22 protein-coding genes are annotated in these 20,281 nt (G+C 43.5%); 5 read left to right on the top strand and 17 right to left on the bottom strand.

The window, feature by feature from the left end; all coding sequences use genetic code 11:
- Positions 1 to 194 precede the first annotated feature (194 nt).
- The 4 genes from BN1234_RS11845 to yyaC form a co-directional block, all read right to left on the bottom strand.
- Complete coding sequence (locus BN1234_RS11845) at positions 195 to 1,406, bottom strand: class I SAM-dependent methyltransferase (protein ID WP_054956934.1); 1,212 nt, start codon at positions 1,404 to 1,406, stop codon at positions 195 to 197.
- A 104-nt stretch (positions 1,407 to 1,510) separates the two neighbouring features.
- A complete protein-coding gene (locus BN1234_RS11850; protein WP_054956873.1) occupies positions 1,511 to 2,164 on the bottom strand; it encodes a DUF6483 family protein in 654 nt (217 codons plus the stop codon).
- Positions 2,165 to 2,341: 177 nt separating this feature from the next.
- Entirely contained in the window at positions 2,342 to 3,133 is a 792-nt protein-coding gene (locus BN1234_RS11855; RefSeq protein ID WP_054956874.1) for an alpha/beta fold hydrolase, read from the bottom strand.
- 105 nt (positions 3,134 to 3,238) lie between these two features.
- Positions 3,239 to 3,778 carry a spore protease YyaC gene (gene yyaC / locus BN1234_RS11860; RefSeq protein ID WP_054956875.1) on the bottom strand — a complete coding sequence of 180 codons (540 nt, stop codon included), beginning with the start codon at positions 3,776 to 3,778 and terminating at the stop codon, positions 3,239 to 3,241.
- 170 nt (positions 3,779 to 3,948) lie between these two features.
- Here yyaC and BN1234_RS11865 point away from each other — a divergent pair, with 170 nt between their 5' ends.
- Positions 3,949 to 4,173 carry a DUF1128 domain-containing protein gene (locus BN1234_RS11865; protein WP_054956876.1) on the top strand — a complete coding sequence of 75 codons (225 nt, stop codon included), beginning with the start codon at positions 3,949 to 3,951 and terminating at the stop codon, positions 4,171 to 4,173.
- A gap of 83 nt (positions 4,174 to 4,256) precedes the next feature.
- Here BN1234_RS11865 and BN1234_RS11870 read toward each other — a convergent pair whose 3' ends face one another.
- Entirely contained in the window at positions 4,257 to 4,976 is a 720-nt protein-coding gene (locus tag BN1234_RS11870) for a pirin family protein (protein ID WP_054956877.1), read from the bottom strand.
- Positions 4,977 to 5,085: 109 nt separating this feature from the next.
- Positions 5,086 to 6,093 (bottom strand): asparaginase, encoded by a 1,008-nt coding sequence (locus tag BN1234_RS11875; RefSeq protein ID WP_054956878.1) that lies wholly within the window; start codon positions 6,091 to 6,093, stop codon positions 5,086 to 5,088.
- Between the two features lie 288 nt (positions 6,094 to 6,381).
- Between BN1234_RS11875 and BN1234_RS11880 the strand changes: the two genes are divergently transcribed.
- The 3 genes from BN1234_RS11880 to BN1234_RS11890 all read left to right on the top strand — a co-directional run bounded on the left by BN1234_RS11880 (position 6,382) and on the right by BN1234_RS11890 (position 7,624).
- Entirely contained in the window at positions 6,382 to 6,639 is a 258-nt protein-coding gene (locus BN1234_RS11880; RefSeq protein WP_054956879.1) for a GlsB/YeaQ/YmgE family stress response membrane protein, read from the top strand.
- 49 nt (positions 6,640 to 6,688) lie between these two features.
- The gene (locus BN1234_RS11885; protein ID WP_054956880.1) at positions 6,689 to 7,096 is read left to right on the top strand and encodes a YtxH domain-containing protein; all 408 of its coding nucleotides are present in this window, start codon (positions 6,689 to 6,691) and stop codon (positions 7,094 to 7,096) included.
- A 72-nt stretch (positions 7,097 to 7,168) separates the two neighbouring features.
- A complete protein-coding gene (locus tag BN1234_RS11890; RefSeq protein WP_245640161.1) occupies positions 7,169 to 7,624 on the top strand; it encodes a DUF5665 domain-containing protein in 456 nt (151 codons plus the stop codon).
- Between the two features lie 58 nt (positions 7,625 to 7,682).
- On the opposite strand, the gene BN1234_RS11895 is transcribed toward BN1234_RS11890, so the two are convergent.
- The 11 genes from BN1234_RS11895 to BN1234_RS11945 all read right to left on the bottom strand — a co-directional run bounded on the left by BN1234_RS11895 (position 7,683) and on the right by BN1234_RS11945 (position 19,859).
- Positions 7,683 to 8,663 carry a magnesium transporter CorA family protein gene (locus BN1234_RS11895; RefSeq protein WP_082423182.1) on the bottom strand — a complete coding sequence of 327 codons (981 nt, stop codon included), beginning with the start codon at positions 8,661 to 8,663 and terminating at the stop codon, positions 7,683 to 7,685.
- A 128-nt stretch (positions 8,664 to 8,791) separates the two neighbouring features.
- Positions 8,792 to 9,562, bottom strand: a complete 771-nt coding sequence (locus BN1234_RS11900) for a sigma-70 family RNA polymerase sigma factor (RefSeq protein WP_054956881.1) — start codon at positions 9,560 to 9,562, stop codon at positions 8,792 to 8,794.
- Positions 9,559 to 10,011: an anti-sigma B factor RsbW gene (gene rsbW / locus BN1234_RS11905; protein ID WP_054956882.1), complete on the bottom strand. Its 453-nt coding sequence runs from the start codon at positions 10,009 to 10,011 to the stop codon at positions 9,559 to 9,561. Before rsbW ends, BN1234_RS11900 begins: the two co-directional genes overlap by 4 nt.
- A 19-nt stretch (positions 10,012 to 10,030) precedes the next feature.
- Positions 10,031 to 10,369 carry an STAS domain-containing protein gene (locus tag BN1234_RS11910; protein ID WP_054956883.1) on the bottom strand — a complete coding sequence of 113 codons (339 nt, stop codon included), beginning with the start codon at positions 10,367 to 10,369 and terminating at the stop codon, positions 10,031 to 10,033.
- Between the two features lie 112 nt (positions 10,370 to 10,481).
- Positions 10,482 to 12,158, bottom strand: coding sequence for a hybrid sensor histidine kinase/response regulator (locus BN1234_RS11915; RefSeq protein WP_054956884.1), 1,677 nt, complete (start codon positions 12,156 to 12,158; stop codon positions 10,482 to 10,484).
- A 19-nt stretch (positions 12,159 to 12,177) separates the two neighbouring features.
- Positions 12,178 to 13,047 (bottom strand): CheR family methyltransferase, encoded by an 870-nt coding sequence (locus BN1234_RS11920; protein ID WP_054956885.1) that lies wholly within the window; start codon positions 13,045 to 13,047, stop codon positions 12,178 to 12,180.
- Between the two features lie 64 nt (positions 13,048 to 13,111).
- Entirely contained in the window at positions 13,112 to 16,786 is a 3,675-nt protein-coding gene (locus BN1234_RS11925; RefSeq protein WP_054956886.1) for a response regulator, read from the bottom strand.
- Complete coding sequence (locus tag BN1234_RS11930; RefSeq protein WP_054956887.1) at positions 16,783 to 17,955, bottom strand: PP2C family protein-serine/threonine phosphatase; 1,173 nt, start codon at positions 17,953 to 17,955, stop codon at positions 16,783 to 16,785. The genes BN1234_RS11925 and BN1234_RS11930 overlap by 4 nt, the downstream gene beginning before the upstream one ends.
- A gap of 331 nt (positions 17,956 to 18,286) precedes the next feature.
- Positions 18,287 to 18,634, bottom strand: a complete 348-nt coding sequence (locus BN1234_RS11935; protein ID WP_054956888.1) for a YflT domain-containing protein — start codon at positions 18,632 to 18,634, stop codon at positions 18,287 to 18,289.
- Between the two features lie 75 nt (positions 18,635 to 18,709).
- A complete protein-coding gene (locus BN1234_RS11940; protein WP_054956889.1) occupies positions 18,710 to 19,231 on the bottom strand; it encodes a hypothetical protein in 522 nt (173 codons plus the stop codon).
- 64 nt (positions 19,232 to 19,295) lie between these two features.
- Positions 19,296 to 19,859, bottom strand: coding sequence for a DUF948 domain-containing protein (locus BN1234_RS11945; protein ID WP_054956890.1), 564 nt, complete (start codon positions 19,857 to 19,859; stop codon positions 19,296 to 19,298).
- 210 nt (positions 19,860 to 20,069) lie between these two features.
- On the opposite strand from BN1234_RS11945, the gene BN1234_RS21900 reads away from it, so the two are divergent.
- Positions 20,070 to 20,234, top strand: a complete 165-nt coding sequence (locus BN1234_RS21900; protein ID WP_082423185.1) for a DUF1328 domain-containing protein — start codon at positions 20,070 to 20,072, stop codon at positions 20,232 to 20,234.
- Positions 20,235 to 20,281: the final 47 nt, after the last annotated feature.

Genomic DNA, 20,281 nt, shown 5'->3' on the forward strand with positions numbered 1-20,281 from the left:
CCCCCAACCGCCGCACTATAACTGCCATTGCGCGCTCCTTCCACCTAAGAGATCATTCGAAAGAGTTTCCTCCATCCCATTGTGGTCGAGCCGAAATCAATGTATTCCTTTTTCCCACGTAAAAAAGGGACCATGCCTTTAAAGTTTAGAACTTTAGAAGCAGGGCCCGTCTGTATAAGCGCGTGTATGTTATTTCACTGTTCAATATCTTTTCCCGAAGCGGATTGCGGAAGCAGGTCCTGACAAGCCTTTTCCAGGTAAGGGGCTGCACTCAAAAAATCTCTAAATTCGATGTACTCCTGCCACAATTTATCCTTATCCCCTGCTGTTCCTTTAACCGCGCGTATGAGAATATTTTTGGGTGTATGCTCCAGATCTATAAACTCCAACAGCTGGGTTCGGTACCCCATGATATCCAGCAGCTTGGCGCGAATCGCATCTGTTGCAAGGGCAGAGAAACGTTCCTTCAATATCCCGTGTGACAAAAGAGGCTCCATGACAGGGCTCTTGACCTGCGAGAACAGCTCATGCTGACAGCAAGGGACGGATAGAATGACGGAAGCTCCCCAGCGAACTGCCTTCTCCAGAGCCGCATCGGTGGCCGTATTACAAGCATGGAGCGTTACAACCATATCAACCTGCTCCAATTCATCATATTCTGCAATGTCACCGACAAGAAACCGCAATTGCGAGTAATTCAGCTTCTTCGCCAGCAAACTACAGTGTTCGATGACATCTGCCTTCAGATCTAATCCAACAATCTTCAACGATCTTCGCGCTGTCACCGACAAATAGTGGTAAAGCGCAAAGGTCAGATAGGATTTCCCGCAGCCAAAATCAACAATCGTAAGCGGCCGATCATCGGGTAAATGAGGGAGCACATCTTCGACCATTTCCAGAAAGCGATTGATCTGCTTAAACTTGTCATACTTGCGTGCGAAGACTTTACCTTCATCATTCATAATTCCAAGTTCCACCAGGAACGGGACAGGTTTGCCTTCTTCAAGCACATATGTCTTTTTCCGGTTATGGGCCATGTCACTTTTCGTTTTCGTTGGCGACTTGGTAAGAATGGATACCTTGTACTTCTTGGATATCAATACCTGATAGTCAGCTTCAGGCGTGCAGATGACCGCCTGCCGGAATGTCTCCTCGAGCAGCTTCATCAGAGCCGCTTCAGCCTCTGCTTGCGGCACATTCTGATGTGTCACCTTGTTTCCTGAGTAATATGCAAACTGATAATGAAGCTTGTTTTTCAATTCGACGGGTTTGACCGTCACCTTCGTATAAGTAATCCCTTCCCGCTTGCGCAGCTGGCTGAGGGAGGCTGTAATCAAAGATGTATCATCAATGATTTCGTGTATAAGTTTACGCAGTGCATCCAAATGGGTACATCTCACTTTCATGTTGTATTTGCAGCCCATAAAACCACATTAAATATGATACCACTCCTGGTCAATGCTGCCTAAGCGGGTGTCCTTTGCTTTTGCTGTGATCTACCCAAAGCCGCTTAAACGGAAAACCGCGTGTTCAGTTCTCTGAGCCCTTCCTCGACCTCTGAAAGCGGTAGTCCTCCCTGCTTCAGTGTTTCCGAGTTTAGGGTAAGCAGCCTTTCATAAAACAGCTTTCCCTCACGAACATCAGCGGCTCCACGGCTTAACAGCCTGTATAAGCTATCCTCTGCAGCTGCATACCGGCCTTCCTGTTCTGCATATTTAAATAAAAGGCGCTCCGTTGTATTAGGTAAACCGTAAGCGTGAACGCGTTCAAGAAGACTGTCTATTCGCTGCGGAAGATTATACAGACGCAAATCTGCATCATGAAGAGCAGCCGCAAGATATAAGTGAAGAACCTTTATAAATAAAGCCTTCCCCTCTTCCAGCTTTTCCATTTCCGAATCAAGTTCAGCTTCTTCCTCAAGCAATCTCGCAGCACTCTGCAGCTTGTCCGCCTCTACCATTTCACCGCTCCGAAATAACTGAACGATATCATCTGGCGATAAGGAGTTTAACAATTTCGAATTCAGCCGGAATTGACGGCTCAGCATCTCATCGATTTCCCACAGAGCTTCCACATGCTTCTTCTCCTGCTTTAAACCGAACACTTTGGATATCACCTGCGTCATTTCCTCTACAAGACGAAGAAGATAATCTTTCCGGTACATGCTGTCCCCCCATTTCCTGACTGACAAATTCTTTATATATCCTTTATAGATTGTAAAAGATTGACCTTTGCATTACCAGTGCCGGGCGTTCTTCATATCTAAATTCAGGCATAAAAAAGCCGGAGTGCATCGCCTCCGGCTTCAATCTGTCAGGCCCTCAACTTTATCGCTTATGAATCAGGCCGGATATACTTTATTTAAAAATGAATGAATGGCTTCGCCCAACTCTTCCGGTCTTTCCATCATGCTCATATGACCCGCTCCGTTTATAACCACTTGTGTCACATTCGAATGATCTGTCGTAAAGACACGTTCCTGCGGCATAAGCCCGTCTTTCTCCCCTGCTACCAGGAGCACAGGAAGCGTTGTTGATGATATTACATCACGCCGATCGATCCGCTCTCGCATAGCAAGTGCAGCTCCGATAGCCCCTTGTGGCGGAGTCGAATAGCCAATCTCTTTCGCTTTCTGGATACACTCCGGTTTAAGCTTCTCCGTCTCTGGGGCGAACAGGCCAGGAATGAGTCCATCCACAAAGCTGGTGATCCCTTCTCCCTGAATGACACTTACCGCTTTTACCCTCTTCTCCTTAGCCTCATCCGAATCCGGATAGCCTGTAGAGTGAATCAGTCCAAACGCATTCACTCTTGAAGAGTATCGTTGAACAAATGACAATGTTATGTATCCTCCAAGAGAATGGCCGAGCATTGTCGCCTTCTCAATCTTTAACTCATCCATTAACATCATCACATCATCCGCCATCTGTTCAATGGTATAAGGGCCCATTGGAGCGTCTGAGCGTCCATGTCCCCGAAGATCCGGTACAATGACCCGGTAACCGTTAAGATGGTGCAGTACCTGTTCCCAGTAAGAGGAGCTGCCACAATAGCCATGAAGTAAAATTACCGGTTCTCCCTGCCCCTGATCCACATAACATATCGTATGTCCGTTACATTGTACTTTTTCCATTGCGATACCCTTCTTTCTACGAAGTCGGCACTGTAATAAGCACCCATATTTTTATAAAGATGTACTACTACTAACCCAAAAACCAGTCCGACTGAAACGCCTGTCTCAAGTAGTAAGACCAAAGGCGGATGCAGCAGCATGTGCTATTTCCTCTGCCATGGTCATCACCAAATAGAGTGAAGTAACCTGTAATGTCCAATATGGCTTTGGACCCTGAACATTAACAACCGCAGCAACGCTGTAATGACCAACCGAGGGAAGTGCTCCTCCCACAGACTGCGCAGGATTGAGCGGGCCCGCAGATACAAAGAAACAATTGACGGAGGAGGGCTTGCCTAGGCAAGCGTCAATAGCAATTACAATACTCTCTGCCTGAATATCCTGCAGCTTGGTCTCCAGATTACAAGCATCGCAAGGGTCTTGTAGCGTTCCGATCACATTCGGAAACCCGTATTCCAGCAATCTGCTTCCGGTCAAAGGACCAAGTGCATCACCTGTTGAACGATCTGTACCGATACATACAAAAGTAATCTGGTCCCTGGTATGCTGCTGAGCTATATTTGTAAAAAAGCCCTGCAATTGTTGTCCCGTTAATTTAATTTTCGCTGCAGATTCTTCCTGCTGAAATCCCGCATAGTCGCCCAATCCCTTCCCTCCTTCATAAAATACGTTCCATGGATGAAATACATAGAATAGTAACCATAGTTCTCCTGATTTTACCCTATACGAAGGGCGCGTGGCAAAAATATTGGTTTACAGGGCGTTAAGCATGGTACAATACAGGGATGAAAGCAGTGAGAGGAGTGGTGCCCGCCATGGATCTGAATGAAAAATCTCAAGAAAATATTGAGTATATGATCGAACAAATGAAGTTGAAACTCCGTATGGCATCAGCTGCCGCCATGCAAGCCTCAGCCTTCTCGAAAGACCAATATGAAGACATTCGGGACTTGTACGATATGGTTATGAGCAAGAATACGCTGAGTATTTCCGAGGTCGAAGCACTCGTATCAGAACTCGGTCGTCTGCGCGGGAACTGATTCCCGTTTTACAATACGCAAAAGCCCCCATGCAGATCTTATTTACGAAGTATCTGCACAGGGGCTTTTGCGTATTTTTTTCACTATGGCATATCAATAACAATGAACTCGGCTTCACCCGTGCTTGATATCCCCCTAAAGGTAATATCTTCACAATCCTTTATCCGGGCAGCATCTCCAGGGCTTAGATCGAATGTTCCCTCATCTTCCGAGCATATTTCAAGATTTCCTTCTATAAGATAAACATGCATTCTGCGTCCTTCGGCAAGAGCATACTGGATTTCTGTATCTGTTCTAAGAACGGATCTGTAAATGACAATATCAAGAGCGATATTAAGCGCTTCTTCACCTTCCAGACCACCAACAACAGGCTGCAGGCTGTTTAAACACTGATCGCGGGTAAATCTTTTACTGTGACTTGCGGAAGGAATATTCCGCCGATCCGGCAAAAACCACATTTGAATTAGCCTGGCTTCCTCCGTGTCTGATTCATTCTTCTCACGATGAGTTAATCCCTCACCTGTACTAACAACCTGAACCGATCCGGATTCAAGCTTCTGTTCACCCGTATCGTCCTCATAATGAATCGTTCCTTTAAGGACAATATTCACGATCTCCAAGTCATGGTGAAGCACTGGATCAAACATACCCCGAGGTTGTAAGAGATGGTCATTATGAGTCAGAAGAGCACCAAAATGCGCATTATGCGGGTCGTCATAATCCGCAAAAGAAAAGCTGTATTCACTGTGAACCCATTCCTTTTGTGATGTATGTCTCTCTGCCGCAGTCATGATCTTGATCATGCCCGCTCACCTCCGCACCCTCACTCTCCTAGTTCGAAAGCGAGATAAAGTTTTCTCCCTGAGGGATTATACTTTAGTACCCCGGTGAATTTTAAATCAATCATCATTTTTAATAATCATTTTTTAATGTAAATACGGTTTCCACTCTTCCTACCTTTTGACCTCCATCATTATATAGGTCCTTGGTATAAGCCTCTCTTAAACGTTCCATTGTAGCTTTATTCTGGTAACCAATCTGAGCAAGAATGGATTCGGTAACGAGTCCCCATTCTTCTTCCGATCCGTCCAATATTTTAAAGGTTATTCCCAGCCTCTCCTTCTTAAGGCCAAAGCAATAAACACCCTTAAATCCGCCCTTGGCAACAATGTTCTCATCCTGCAGGAGCAGCGTATCCACCTTTCCAGTCCCCGCCACCATAAAAGGATGTGCATTCATGGCTTTGGTTATCGTCTCCACTGCAAGACGAGTTGCCTTGTCTTCGATAAGATCCGGGCAGGCCAGCTTCATATAAGCAGTTGCCAGGGCATGCATCGGCAATGCAAATACAGGTAATCCGCAGCCGTCAGTACCAAGGATAATCTTCTCCTTGGATAGTCCGCTCATATAAGCCACTGTATTAAGAACTTCTTGCTGCACCGGATGGTCCGGGTTCTCATATCCCTCTAAAGAGTACCCTTGCATTTGACAATATGCGAGCAGACCCAGATGCTTACCCGAACAATTATGGTGCAGTTTACGCTTGTCACTTCTGCTCAGAATCAGAGCATCTCTTGCTTCTTCATTAAGCGGGTAGCTTGGCGCACATACAAGCCGCTGCTCAGCAATTCCCGTCTTGTTCATCAGATTTATCAGCGTTTCCTGATGCTCAAGCTGTCCACGGTGAGATGCTGTCATAATCGCAATTTCCTGATCTGTCAGATGATAGTGACTCGCCATGTGTGCCCGAATCGCAGGGATAGCTTGCAGGGGCTTTGCGGAAGACCTGGTGAACGTGACATACTCAGGGTCTCCTGCATACGCTTCAACCTTTCCTTCCTCATTAACGATACATATATGTCCACTGTGAGCACATTCCATAATATCTGCACGATATTCCTTCACAAGCTTAGTCTCCATGCTGCCTCTCTCCTTCTAGTCCCTAAATAACCAAGTCGCTTCATAAGTATAGTACAAAAATCGTCATAGTTCAGCAGTCAAAATCACTCACATATCCACTTTGCCGAATTTGTAAAGCTTTAAAAGCATTAAAATTCAACACTTTTCCCAGTATTACTTAAGTATTTCATTTAAATACTTCTATTTACTTTATATTTCATGATTCTTGATTCACCATTTCCTCTCACGTTTAAATACCAGATAAGCAAGCCTTAGCGAGATCAAGGCATCTGAAAAGGAGGCGAGATTATGTGGGGGCTAATTATAAGTATCGTAATGGCGATCATTATTGGAATCATCGGCGATGCGTTGGTTGGCAATGATATGCCAGGTGGTATTATCGGCTCCATGATTGCCGGCTTTGTCGGTGCTTGGCTCGGACCCATGTTAATGGGGGCTTGGGGGCCGGAAATCGGCGGATTTGCCATCATCCCGGCAATTATCGGTACCGCAATCTTCGTATTCCTACTAGGAATCATAGCCAAGATGTTTAAGCGCACGACCTAATCTTAATGATTAGACATAAGTAATTATACTAATTTAAGGAGTGAATGTTATGAATAACACAGAACAAGAACATCCAGTACAAAGTGGATCAACTTTCTTTAAAGGTGCTTTCATTGGAGCTTTGGTCGGTGCAGCGGCTGCCCTGCTGTTTGCTCCGAAGCCAGGACGCGAAATCCGCGGAGATCTTTCCGAGAAGATTACATTAGTGACAGACAAGACGAAAGAAGTTGCTGGTGTGGTTGGTGTGAAAGCGACTGATCTGGCTAAAACCGTGGGTACGAAAGCTACTGACATCATGACTACGGTGAATGAAGGCAAGAACAACATCATGTCCAGCGTGAAAGAAGCTTCGATGGATGTAAGCAATGAAGTAGCTTCTGCATCAGAGGATGTTAAAGAAGAGACAAAGAATGCTTCATCTGACCTTAGCCAAGAGATGAATACACAAAAATACTAAAACCGCTATGCGGATATAGCCAGCTGACATAGCTGGCTATTTTTATTTCATAAAGAAAGCGAGGGATATCATATGGGAAAAGCAAATCCTTATAACACTTCTAACCGCAGAAAAGCCTTTGAATTTTCGGAACGTCCTTCGCGTTCCCAGGAACGCGATCGTGATCAAGAAAGGCAAACAGGACGGGAAGAAGCCACTTCATCAGAAATAAAGACGAAAAGTGCCTATGAAGTGGACGAGCATCCATTTGAGCTTAGACATGAGGTAAAACGCCTTAACACGCGGCTGGATAAAATTGCGGATTCACTGGAGAAGGCTGATTTCAAAGACATCGTAGAAAACTACATGAATCCTAAGAAACGGATGATCACTAACTTTACAGCTGGACTTTCCAGGGGGCTTGGGATGACGATCGGTACTTTCGTAGTTCTCGGTTTACTAGGTTATATTCTCAGTCTGTTTGTCGACATGCCTCTTATCGGCGATTATATTGCTGAGCTGCAAGGTTATATTGATAAATCGAAGTAATAAGCGTAAAGAAGTTCCGACTCTATCCAGCAGTCAGAACTTCTTTTTATATACCAGACTATATGTTCTTGTCTCGTGACTTCGCCCTCAGTATGTCCCCTGTCCAGCCCTTCATATGCATCCAAATGTACATACCCACTGTCAATACCAGTGTAAGCAGGATAGAAGCTGTAAATCCCCAAGGGAATTTAATTAAAGGAAGATTGTCAAAATTCATTCCCCATATGGCTCCAACTACTGTCGCCGGTGTAAAGATAACGGTCATAATCGTAAGGGTCTTCATGATTTCATTTCCCCGGAATCCGGCAATAGCATCATCAATGGAAACGAGCGTATCAATTTCCTGCTCATAATGCCTGAACAGCTTCTCCATTCGCTCCACTCTATACAGCAACTGCTTAAAGAATCGGCTATCATCCAATCGATCAAGATATCCTTCTTTAGAGGCAGTTATCAGTTCCTGGAATGATACGAATAAATTGTTCCAGAAGATTAGCTCAAAACGGGAAGTTAATATACTGTCCATCAAATAACGCTTATTATGCTTTCTCATTTCCGATTCCAGTTTACGCAGCCGGTGCTCAAATTTATCCATTCCTGCATGGAAATAATGCAGTATCACTCTGGAAAGAACAAACATCCCCTCAATCGGACTTGCACACTGATGCATCATGGAAACGCGGCTCTGATCCCTCATTGCCCCTCTGGTTATTTCATCCATATTAAAGGTTATTAACACCTCGTCATCTACATAGAAGTAGAATTGTTCATCCGAATGCTTATCATTCAAATCATTTACAACCGTATAAAGGATCGTGCCCATCATTACAGGGTCAATACCGTCAGGAAAAAAAACAGATAAATAATTTTTATCCAGGAGTGTAGGAGCAAGGTCAAGCCATCTTGTTGTGTTAGGAAATTGAGTGCGTAATTCTCCAATTAGAGGAGTATTCCAATCATCTGTTTGAAGATCATACCACTTCCAACCTCCTGCAAATGAATATATATTATGCCCTTCCTCCAGCTGTGAGGTATTCACCTTATGATCACATCCTTTTATTAATGTCCCTAATCTTATATTAAAAATGGCACGCCCTCCTTTTTTAGGAATTGCGTGCCATTTATGTAGACAGGTCCTTATATCTAATGCAAAAAGAATTTTCCATATTAATTTAATGAATTAGACATAATCTGTTTCAACTTCTCGGTTGCCCTCTTCTGAATACGAGACACACTCATTTGGGATACACCCAGTTTTTGTGCAATGGCTCGCTGTGATTGGCCCTCCTGGAATGCAAGCAGCAGTACTTTCTGCTCCTGCTCCTTCAATTGGCTTAAGGCCTGCTGTAAATCCATACGTTTTTCTACAGAGTCAAAGTCATTTACATCGGAACTAATCAGTTCACCAAGCGTAGCGCCTGTCTCTTCCTGGGACAGCGGTGAATCCAGTGAAACATAATGATAACATTCACGTCCCGCCAGAACCTCCACCGTTTCCTCAACTGTTAGATCCAGATACTCCGCAATCTCATTAACGTCAGGTGACCTTTCCAGCTTCACCATCAATTCATCGATAGCGTGCTGAACAAGTGCACCTTTTTCCTTAATTCGACGCGGAACCTGGATGTACCATGATTTATCACGCAGGAAGTTCTTCATATGACCGATCATACTCTTCATAGCGTATGGCTCAAAAGGAATACCCAGGCTAATGTCATACTGCTGAAGCAGTCTGATTAGAGCCATCTGCCCCACCTGATATAAATCCTCATATAGATCAGGGCGGTTACGGGCGATTTTGCCTGAAGCCATTTTGACCATCGGTTCATATTTTTTAATCAAGACGGTAGCGATCTCATTATCCTTCGTCTCCTGGTATTCCCGGATTAGGCTAATCGCTTCATCCTTTGACTCTTGGGGAGTCACTTTATCACTCATACTGGCTCCTCACTTCTCGCAAGCCGCTTAGTAAGAATAACCTGTGTTCCCTTTCCTGACTGATTTGTAATTTTCACATCATCCATGAGTGCCTCCATTAAGTAGAAGCCAAGGCCCCCGATCTGAACCTCATCCAGATCCTGATCATGAAGGGTAACACGGTTGTTTGTATTGTCATCACTGTCGAAACTCTCCCCTTCGTCTCTGACTGTGATCGATAACGAATCAGCATTAACATCAAACACGACTTCGACCATTCCGCCTTCGTGCCCATAAGCATATAATACCGAGTTGTTACATGCCTCTGAAACAGCAACTTTCATATCTTCGATCTCTTCATAAGAAAATCCCATTTTCGAAGCGATTCCGTACAAATTCAAACGAACAATATCTACATATTCCGCAACGGCAGGCAAATTAAGTGTAACTTTATGTGCATCAGCATTCATTATTTTCTTTCCTTTCCTTCTATTGGGATTTCTCCTGAGAGGCAAAGAACTTTGCAATCCCCGTCATATCGAACAGTTTTTGGATTTGTGGAGGGACCTCTTCAACAGCAAATCGTGCATCCATACCATGTCTTGCCTTCAATAGTGATAACAAAATCCCGATTCCCGTGCTATCAATATATGTCATATCCTTCATGTTAACGATCAAATCAATTTCCGGATTACTCACAAGCGGTTCCATCACTAATCTAAAATCCGGTGCAACGGACAAATCAAGTTCTCCGCTTAAAAACACCGTGCAAGCACCTTCACCCATTTGGGTCTTGGCATTGAACTTATCATTCGTATTTGTATTCATAGACACTCTCTCCCGAAATTTGTTTTCATTACAAATAACCCGTTCTATTGAATGTTGAAACAAGCTGGCAACCATTTAGCAAGTTTATTTTTCAAAGCTGGCATCCGTCAACTTACATTACCGATTTTTGTTCCTGAGACAGGGAATTTTCATGAGATACAGCCGGGGCATACTTGGACAACAATTGTTTGATGTCATCGATTTTAACCGGTTTGCTGATATAATCATCCATCCCGGCTTCCAAACATCGAGTTTGGATATCCCCCATTACATTAGCCGTCATGGCCACAATGACTGATCGCTTTCCATGCGGCTCCTGTTCCCGAATCAAGCCTGTTGCCTCCAGGCCATCCATCACCGGCATCTGAAGATCCATGAAAATAATATCATAATGATGACCTTCCTTTACCAGCTTTACGGCCTGATCTCCATCTTCCGCTATATCAGCACTCAGACCTATCTTGTCCAACATGCTCAAAATAAGTTTGCGGTTAATAGGGTGATCATCTGCGACAAGTACACTCGGTAAAGCGTTCTTTCCATTCAGGTTGTAATAAACCTCCGGGGTGTTCCTGTCAGGTAACTGGTCATACTTTTCATACTTGTTTACCTTAATCGTAAAGATAAATGTGGCACCTTTCGTTTCTGTTGATTCGACGTGGATATCCCCACCCATCATCTGTACTAATGATTTACAAATGGCAAGGCCAAGACCCGTTCCGCCATATTTCCGCGTCATGGAAGAATCCAATTGGGAAAATGGTTTAAAGAGCCGGTCCATCTTATTGGCTGAAATTCCGATGCCTGTATCTTTAATATTAAACTCTAGTGTATAGGTTTCCTCATTTTTCTCAACCAAGGAAACTCCTAAATATACACCTCCATGATGCGTAAACTTAACAGCATTCGATACGAGATTTATGAGGACTTGACGCAATCGCCCCATGTCTCCATAAATAATATCCGGAATATTCTCATCAATAAAATAATGCAGCTCCAGATTCTTTTTGTGAGCCTCCGCCGAAAAGAGTCCAGTGACCTCTTGAATACACGATTTCAATTCAAACGGATGTTCTTCCAGTTCCATCTTTCCGGTTTCCATCTTCGTAAAGTCAAGGATATCGTTAATAATAGAAATAAGCGCATCGGCACTGTTTCTGATAATGTCAGCATACTCTTTTTGTTCATCGCCAAGATCGCTGTCCATTAAAAGATCAATCATGCCGATCACCCCATTCATAGGTGTTCGGATTTCATGGCTCATCATGGCTAAAAATTCAGTTTTAGCTTTTGCCGCTATTTCCGCAGCATTCTTAGCCTGCACCAGCTCATGATTGATCTTTTCCAGCTCCAGTGTCTTTTGTTGAAGCAGCGTAGACTGAGTCTTCAGCCTTTTATTTGTCAGGTACATATCCACAAAGCCTTCGATTTTTGATCTCAGGATTTGAGGAATAAATGGCTTTACCATGTAATCAATAGCTCCGGCTGAGTACCCTGCAAAGAGATGTTCTGCCTCCTTGCTGTTAGCCGATATAAATATGATTGGAATGTCCTTCGTCTTGTCCCTTGCTTTAATGAGCCGCGCCGTTTCTATCCCATCCATGCCCGGCATCTGAACATCGAGGACAATCACGGCAAAGTCATATTTCAAGAGACTTCTCAATGCTTCTTCCCCGGAGGTTGCTTTGACAAGCGAATATTGCTCGCTGTCTAACACCGCTTCCAGTGCAAGCAAATTCTCAGGGCGGTCATCTACCAGCAAAATATGAATCGGATCGTGAAAACCCATGGAATCCTCCTACAAATCTCTATTTAATCTTCCGGTATATTTTCTCTGTCCGGTCAAGCGCTTCATACGAATCACTAAAGTTCGTGAAATGAATCGATTCCTTTGCCCCCAGAACAAGTATTCCGAAATGACTCAAACTTTCGTGAAATAATCCGTGCACGTGATTTCGAAGTTCATCATTAAAATAAATCATCACATTTCTGCAAAAGATAACATTAAACTCATTAAAAGAACGGTCCGTCGCCAAATTATGTTCCGCAAAAATCATATTTTTCTTAAGAAACGGCTGAAAGATTACGGAATTGTATTTAGCTGTATAGTATTCGGAGAAGGATTGTTTCCCGCCCGCTTCCAAATAGTTTTTCGTGTACTGTTTCATGCGTTTAATGTCAAAAACACCTTCCTTGGCTTGCTGCAAAGAGCGAGAGTTCATATCTGTCGCATAGATACGAGCCTTATCATAAAGCCCTTCTTCATGCAGCAGGATAGCCATGGAATAAACCTCTTCCCCAGTTGAGCATCCAGCATGCCAAATCCGGATATACGGGTAAGTTCTCAAGAGTGGAATCACCTTTTGCCTGAATGTCAGAAAAAGATTTGGGTCCCGGAACATTTCAGTTACAGGAATGGATAGATTGTGCACAAGGCGTTCAAAGCATGACCGCTCATGCAGCACTTTATCTTGTAAAGCAGATATAGTGGTTAGTCCTTCCGCATGAACATGATGCCAGATTCTTCGCCTCAATGAAGGGAGAGCATAGTTGCGAAAATCATACCCGTAGAATCGATGAATTCCTTCGAGCAAAAGCTCAATCTCGATTTGTTCCAGCTCCCAATCGTTTTTATCTTCCAAATTCAATTCGATCCCAGTATGATCACCAGATGTCATTCATGTACACCGACTTTCTCCCTTTGCATTTATCTATTACTTATTACTTAACCAAAAATACGCCTTACGAATATAGCCACACACGCATCAGGGAAAGAAGTTGTTCTGTCTGAATCGGCTTCTTCATATAATCCGATGCCCCTGCTTCAATACATTTCGCCCTATCTTCTTTCATAGCCTTGGCCGTAAGGGCTATAATTGGCATTTTTTCGAACTGAGGCATTTGACGCAATCTGCGCATAGCTTCATATCCATCCATTTCCGGCATCATCATGTCCATCAATATCAGATCAAAATTCGGATCTGCCTCAAGCAGCTCCAAGGCCTCACGGCCATTTTCAGCAAAAGTGACTTCCATATTGTATCCTTCCAGCACACTCGATAGAGCAAACACATTCCGAATGTCATCATCGACGAGCAGGATCCTCTTACCGTCGAATAAAACCTCCTTGTTATGCAGCTTTTGAAGTATTTTCCGTTTGTCTTCCGGTAAATTAGCTTCTACCCTGTGCAGGAAAAGTGTCGTTTCATCAAGCAGGCGTTCCGGCGATTTAACATCTTTGATGATTATAGACTCTGCATATTTCCGCAAACGAGTCTCTTCCTTGCTGTCTAATTCCTTACCCGTATAAATAATGATCGGCAAATCTACGAGTTTCTCATCATCACGAATCTGATCAAGCAGGTCAAAACCTGTCATATCCGTTAACATCAAGTCAAGAACCATACAGTCATAATGCTGAGTCCTTAGTGTCTCAAGAGCCTCTTTACCTGTCGAGACAGCCGTTATTGAAACATCATCATGACCGATGAGCTCAATGATCGAGTTACGCTGAATATCATCATCTTCGACAATCAGTAGATGTTTCATCGATTGCTGCGCATAGGTTTCAATTTGTGAGAAGGCACCTTCTAGCGCTTCGCGTGTTGATGGCTTCTTCAAATATGCAATGGCTCCCATCATAAGTCCTTGCTTCACTTCGTCCACCACAGAAATGACATGAACCGGGATATGACGGGTTATCGCTGAGCTCTTCAATTCTCCAAGCACGGACCAGCCATCCATTACCGGCAGCTGAATATCCAGTATAATAGCATCTGGTTTATACGACTGGGCCATTTGAAGTCCTACATCACCTTGCAGCGCGACTAACGCCTTAAATCCACGGCCTCTTGCCATATCCACCAGAATCTTGGCGAACTTGTCATCATCCTCAATAATCAATAACACTTTATCAGATGGGCCGATTTCATCCCGGTCATCTTCTACATTTAATGAAGGATTCACCTTCACTTCTTTTTTCTTCTGATTCGCCAAGAAGTTATTAGCTAACAATAACCCGGTCTCAGGTGAATCAGCCGAAGCTGCAGCCACTTGTTCAGCAGAGCTCGCTTCTACTGGATGCTCACTAGGCAGATACAAGGTGAAGCAGCTGCCCTTACCTTCTTCCGATTCCAGATTTATGCCGCCTCCGAGAAGACGCGCAAGCTCCCTGCTGATGGACAGTCCAAGTCCGGTTCCTCCATATTTTCGGCTCGTTGTGCCATCAACTTGCTGGAAGGCTTCAAAGATCAGATCTGTTTTATCGGCTGGGATACCAATTCCCGTGTCAATCACAGAAAAGGCAATATAATCGCGTTTACGATCCAGAAAGAATGGAAGTTTATCGCGTTCTGCTGAAGTGACGTTCACTTTAACAGACCCGGTGCTCGTAAACTTAAAAGCATTAGACAGCAGATTACGCAATACTTGCTTCACCCGGTGACCATCCGTAATGATGCTGTCAGGAACGCCATCCTCTATATCAACCTTCAGTTCAATCCCTTTCTTTAATGCAACCGGAGTGAAATTCTGCTGCACAAATGCTTCAATCTCTGACATTTTCACTGGCTCGTTGTTAATTTCCATTTTACCGGCATCTACTTTAGACAGATCTAAGATTTCGTCAATCATCTTAAGCAGGTCAGAACCTGACATATAAATCGTCTGTGCATATTCAACCTGCTTAGGTGTTAAATTACCGCCCTTATTCTCTGAAAGAAGCTGGGATAGAATCAACAAGCTGTTGAGTGGGGTCCGAAGCTCATGAGACATATTCGCCATGAACTCAGACTTGTATTTGGTTGTAACGGAAAGCTGCATAGCCTGTTTCTCAAGCTGTTCCCGAGCTTTCTCAATTTCAAGATTCTTCTCTTCCACTTCTTGCACCTGTTCTTCCAGTGCACGCGTCTTGGCAACAAGCTCCGTATTGTAATGCTCCAGTTCTTCTTGCTGACGCTGAAGCAGCTCTTCAGACCGTTTAAGCGCTTCTGTCTGTTCTTCCAAATTCTCATTAGAACGGCGAAGCTCTTCTTGCTGGGTTTGCAGTTCTTCCGATTGACACTGCAGCTCCTCCGTAAGGGCTTGGGATTCACGCAGCAGTTCTTCCACACGCATACGGCCCAGAATACTATTCAGTACGGTACCAAGAGACTGGCTTAACTGAGCCAGCAATTTCTCCTGAAGCGGCGTGAACTGTTCAAACGATGCCATCTCTACTACACCCAGAAGATTGTTTTCGAATAGGATCGGATAGATCATAACGGCTCCCGGCTTGGATGAACCCCAGCCAGATTGGACCTTCATATAATTCTCCGGCGGATTATCCAGCTTAATCGATTTTTTGTCAAGAGCCGCTTGTCCTACCAAGCCTTCACCAACCATGAATGACTCTTTTGGCTTTTCTCCGCCTTCAAATGCATAAGCTCCTTTAACCTCAAGCTTATTCGGACTATTATCTTCTTGCCGCATATACAACGCCCCGTATTGGGCACCAATTACCGGGGTAAATTCACTTATGAATCGCTGTCCTACCTCGTCCAGTGATTCAATTCCTTCAAGCAGTTCCGTGATTCTGGCCATGTTAGAGTTAATCCAGGATTGATCCCGCTGGGCTTCGAGATAAGTCTGCTCCAGTCTTTGTTTCTCCTCGATATCTTCAGCCATATCCTTGAAGACGCGCGCTGCATCTCCAATCTCATCCTTGGAGGTAACCTCAATTTTCTGAATATCCTTCAGACGATTTTCACCAAAACCCTTGATCATCAAATTAACAACATTAATCCCCCGGGTTATGCTAGGAACAACCCACAAAATTACGATAAGTCCGATCAGAAGACCTGCAGTCATGACAATCGTTGTAATCTGAATGGAGCGGTCGTATGCTGTCTTTGCGTCAGTAATGGCTTCGTTAATCTTTGCATTTTGAAAATTGGCGAGCGTATTTAGACTGTCGAGCACTTCTTCTTGAACCGCTTGTCCGGTATTAATACGGTAAGAGTTAGCCTCATTTAGTTTACCGGCCGAGATAAGATCTAACGTGCGCGATTGATAACTGCCGTAATCGGCTCTGGCCTTGTCAATTCGGTCAAGCAGCTGCTGTTCTTCAGCACTGTTCCCCCTGCTCTTAAGCAATTCCAGAGTGGAATCCGCCTTTTCATTCAGTGCTTTAATATTTTCAATAGCCCTGTGAGAATTGGCTGTGTCATCGTTTATCATCATATTGGTAAGCATGCGTGCCATATCGTTCACATTACCGCGAACATCACTGGAGTCACGAACCTTCGCATACCGCTCATTGTATATGTCATCCAGCTGACCCTTCATAAAACTGATTCGATCATAGCCTATCAAGGCTAGAACAAGCATAATTGACAGCAGTATGGCAAAACCAATGACTAGCTTACTTCTAATTTTCATTCATTTCCCCCGCTCCCTTTAAGGGTTATCCATACAAGGCATTTATCATCCTCACGTTCCTCTGTCGGGTTACTGATAAAGAAACGGTCCTTCATTTCGTTCTCTCTCCATGCATGGCTTCCAGCTAAATGCTGCTTCAAGTAATCAAGCTTATCTTCATGGTCACCCGTCACGAGTTCCAGAATACCGTCTGTATACATGGCGATATGCGCATTACCTTCATAGTAGAAGCTGCGCGGCTCCATTTCCTCAATCCGGTTAAACAATCCTACAGGACAACAGCCTTGTTCCAGTGTTGTGACTGTCCCGTCTTCTTGAAAGAATAGCGCCGGCGGATGGCCGGCATTCACATAATCCACTCGCTTCATACGTGTGTCCACTACCAGATATATGGCTGTAAAATAATACTGGATTAATTGATCTTCCAAATGAAGCTGGTTAAATCTGCGGTTTAATTCCTGAATGACCTTTTCGGGCTCTACATATGTAGTGACAGTGTCTTTCAGTACGGAGGCGATAAACATACAGAATAATGATGAAGAAATTCCGTGTCCCATCATATCAAGCAGAATAATTCCGTAACGACCGTCTCCAAGCGGATACCAAGCGTATAAATCACCAGCCAACTCTGCCGATGGTTGATAGAGAGCATGGATTTCAAACAATTCCTCTTCAATCGGGGAGCTTAACACCGCCGTTTGAACCATGGCTGCTAAAGTTAACTCATCCTGGATTCGCTGTTCTCTCTCTTTATGCCAATCTTTCTCATGCTTCAAACGAAGAGCCAATCGAATACGGGCCATGAGTTCTACTTTATTGATAGGCTTTGTTACATAGTCAACAGCCCCTGCATCGAGTGCTTCAGCCAGTTTCTTAGAATCCCCAACGGCTGTTACCATAATAATCGGGATATCCTTCAAATGTTCATATTGCTGCACGATCCGGCATGCTTCTATTCCATCCATCTCAGGCATCATCATATCAAGCAGTATTAAATCAATATCAACACGTCTGGGACGGATTTCCGAAGTATGATCTCCAATACCTATATATTCAAGCATTTCTAGAGCGGAAGATGCTGTTTCAATATCCCTATACTGTTCTTTCTTCAAAATTTCTCGAATAATAATGACGTTTGTCGGATTGTCATCAACAATTAGTATTCTCATAATCCTCTCCTTAACGGCGATGTCTATATGCAGAAATTTATTCACTACCTATTATACTATATAAATCTGTTTAATAGATTGTTTGAAGAATGTTCCGTTTAATGGAAAAATCAATTTTCAGCATTATGCATAATTAAACTCAATCATCTTTAAATTCAATATATTGAAAACTTCAGTCCTCCCAATCAATATGTAGTCCTTGAAATGGCTTGGAGCCAATTAGCAAAATGCTCATTTAAAAACATAGATAAGGAATGGGACAGGATTGTCCCATTCCTTATCTATGTTTAAAGCCCTATATACAATCCGGAAATGCACCGGATAATTTATGTTAAGGCTGGTCTTTTTTCGCAATAACAAGAACCTTACCTAAATCGAGCTGCTTCTCATAAAAAGCCGCTTCCGCCTCCGTAAAGCCAAGGGAAACGATTTTTGCACGTAATTCATCACCGCGTGAACGGAACAAATTCGCAATCGAATCAAATATACCTTCTTCCTTAATACCAATTTCTTTGGCTTCTGCTGCTTGAGCAATCCGTTCTGTTTTGTCAGAATCATGTGCGAGTACGTAAATATGATCCGGCATATATCCCGAATTGGCTAAATTTTGGATTTCCTGAACAGCCAATGTCCCATTTTCAACAATCTTAGCGTAGGCTTGTTTATTAGTAGACTCCATATTAAAAACCTCCTGTAGACTTACTAAATTTTAGCCCTTAGTTATTTAAACTTAATTTTACCAATTGAAACAGGGCTACTCACTAAAGTCGTAAAATAAATCCACACCTGTTATTTGTCCGCCGTGATCTTTAAAAACCTTGATTGCATGGTGATTCTGAACATATACATCTCCGTCTTCAGCCACAAAATACGGCTCCCCTAAAGACGCTGAAATATGACCGTTTGTCAGTAAGATGGACTGATCATTCACCTGAATGGATTCAGCAGAAGGTTTCACATGAACATATTCGGTTACCCCGTTATTAAGGCCGACAATCATATCCTCATACTGATAGTCTGTTGTGCCTAATATCTGATCATGTGTTACTTCAAGCGGCTCACCGAGCTTCCGAATAACCTCTTCCTTGTCATCCGTTAGAGCAATTCCATTCAGAGTCTCATAACCAACAATCTGTTCTTCCTGCTGCACAGGTGCATACAAGGACGTTGTGGCATAGACTACAGGTGCAGTCATTCCAGCGGAAACAGGCGCGATCCCTTCTCCGCCAATATAGGGCGAAAGCATACCCACCAACAGCAGCACGACATTCATCATCACATTTCACCCTTCCTTTTTCTTACTGACAACCGGCTCATTTAACTGGAATACCTATTCTGTTTTAGCGGGCTTTCTGCCGACGAAACTTACTCCACAAACCAGCTGCCATATCAACATAACCCAACCATTTTCCTACTTTTGATTCCTTAGAGTCATTGTTATATACCGCATCATAAGATTGGAATGTACGGTCTTGAGCTGTCACAGCCACCGGAGCTGATGCAGATGCAGATGTAGATGTAGATACAGATGCTCGCGCTGGAGTTTGCAGCTCTTTATTCATTTTGCTTTCTGCTTTAGATTGTTTAAATCTGCTGACGAAACCGGAGGATACTTGCTTCACTGCATAAGTAATTTCACTCAGTGACTCTCCCAAGTTCTTAACCGTATCCATAACCGGATCGATCTGTTTCATTTTGTGCTGAACATCAACAGTTATATCATTGGTGTGACGAATCGTTTGCTTCAGTTCATAACTTAATTCATCAATCGTCTTTTGTACTTCTTGAAGTGTCTGTGTCACCTTATCCAAGGAACCTGTTGCTGCTTTTAATGTCTTTATAAGAAAGAAGACAAGCACTGCAAAAGCAATGGCAATTACCGCCACACTGATCTGTGTTAACATACATCAAAACCTCACTTTCAGAATGTTTATCGTGTTATTGCATAGTTACCCTCTCTCTTTCGGCACGAAACAAAGCTCCCGGAGACGGAATGACGCAGCGAACCTTGCCTGTTTCAAGAAAAATCGTCCGGGTTAAAGAGAACTACGAGACGGCTTGGGACCTTATCCCAGCTTGAATCTAAACTATGAATAGAAAGCAGGGTGATGATGATGTTAAGATGGTCAGTCATACTACTTGTAATTGCACTTATCGCAGGAATCTTCGGTTTCTTCGGAATTGTACAGGCAGCAGCAGGTATCGCAAAAGTACTATTCTTCATCTTCTTGGTTCTCTTTGTTATATCTCTCTTTACCGGACGAAGACGATCCATGTAACAGCTTTGCTTCTTAAGTGATGCATACACATATAAAAAGAGATATTA

The sequence above is a fragment of the Paenibacillus dakarensis genome (assembly GCF_001373415.1).
Classification (GTDB): Bacteria; Bacillota; Bacilli; order Paenibacillales; family Paenibacillaceae; genus Paenibacillus_AQ; species Paenibacillus_AQ dakarensis.

Coding starts and splice junctions, on each gene's coding strand:
- BN1234_RS11845 (WP_054956934.1), bottom strand. CDS start 1,406: ATGAAAGTGAGATGTACCCATTTGGATGCACTGCGTAAACTTATACAC.
- BN1234_RS11850 (WP_054956873.1), bottom strand. CDS start 2,164: ATGTACCGGAAAGATTATCTTCTTCGTCTTGTAGAGGAAATGACGCAG.
- BN1234_RS11855 (WP_054956874.1), bottom strand. CDS start 3,133: ATGGAAAAAGTACAATGTAACGGACATACGATATGTTATGTGGATCAG.
- BN1234_RS11865 (WP_054956876.1), top strand. CDS start 3,949: ATGGATCTGAATGAAAAATCTCAAGAAAATATTGAGTATATGATCGAA.
- BN1234_RS11870 (WP_054956877.1), bottom strand. CDS start 4,976: ATGATCAAGATCATGACTGCGGCAGAGAGACATACATCACAAAAGGAA.
- BN1234_RS11875 (WP_054956878.1), bottom strand. CDS start 6,093: ATGGAGACTAAGCTTGTGAAGGAATATCGTGCAGATATTATGGAATGT.
- BN1234_RS11880 (WP_054956879.1), top strand. CDS start 6,382: ATGTGGGGGCTAATTATAAGTATCGTAATGGCGATCATTATTGGAATC.
- BN1234_RS11885 (WP_054956880.1), top strand. CDS start 6,689: ATGAATAACACAGAACAAGAACATCCAGTACAAAGTGGATCAACTTTC.
- BN1234_RS11890 (WP_245640161.1), top strand. CDS start 7,169: ATGGGAAAAGCAAATCCTTATAACACTTCTAACCGCAGAAAAGCCTTT.
- BN1234_RS11900 (WP_054956881.1), bottom strand. CDS start 9,562: ATGAGTGATAAAGTGACTCCCCAAGAGTCAAAGGATGAAGCGATTAGC.
- rsbW (WP_054956882.1), bottom strand. CDS start 10,011: ATGAATGCTGATGCACATAAAGTTACACTTAATTTGCCTGCCGTTGCG.
- BN1234_RS11910 (WP_054956883.1), bottom strand. CDS start 10,369: ATGAATACAAATACGAATGATAAGTTCAATGCCAAGACCCAAATGGGT.
- BN1234_RS11915 (WP_054956884.1), bottom strand. CDS start 12,158: ATGGGTTTTCACGATCCGATTCATATTTTGCTGGTAGATGACCGCCCT.
- BN1234_RS11920 (WP_054956885.1), bottom strand. CDS start 13,047: ATGACATCTGGTGATCATACTGGGATCGAATTGAATTTGGAAGATAAA.
- BN1234_RS11925 (WP_054956886.1), bottom strand. CDS start 16,786: ATGAAAATTAGAAGTAAGCTAGTCATTGGTTTTGCCATACTGCTGTCA.
- BN1234_RS11930 (WP_054956887.1), bottom strand. CDS start 17,955: ATGAGAATACTAATTGTTGATGACAATCCGACAAACGTCATTATTATT.
- BN1234_RS11935 (WP_054956888.1), bottom strand. CDS start 18,634: ATGGAGTCTACTAATAAACAAGCCTACGCTAAGATTGTTGAAAATGGG.
- BN1234_RS11940 (WP_054956889.1), bottom strand. CDS start 19,231: ATGATGAATGTCGTGCTGCTGTTGGTGGGTATGCTTTCGCCCTATATT.
- BN1234_RS11945 (WP_054956890.1), bottom strand. CDS start 19,859: ATGTTAACACAGATCAGTGTGGCGGTAATTGCCATTGCTTTTGCAGTG.
- BN1234_RS21900 (WP_082423185.1), top strand. CDS start 20,070: ATGTTAAGATGGTCAGTCATACTACTTGTAATTGCACTTATCGCAGGA.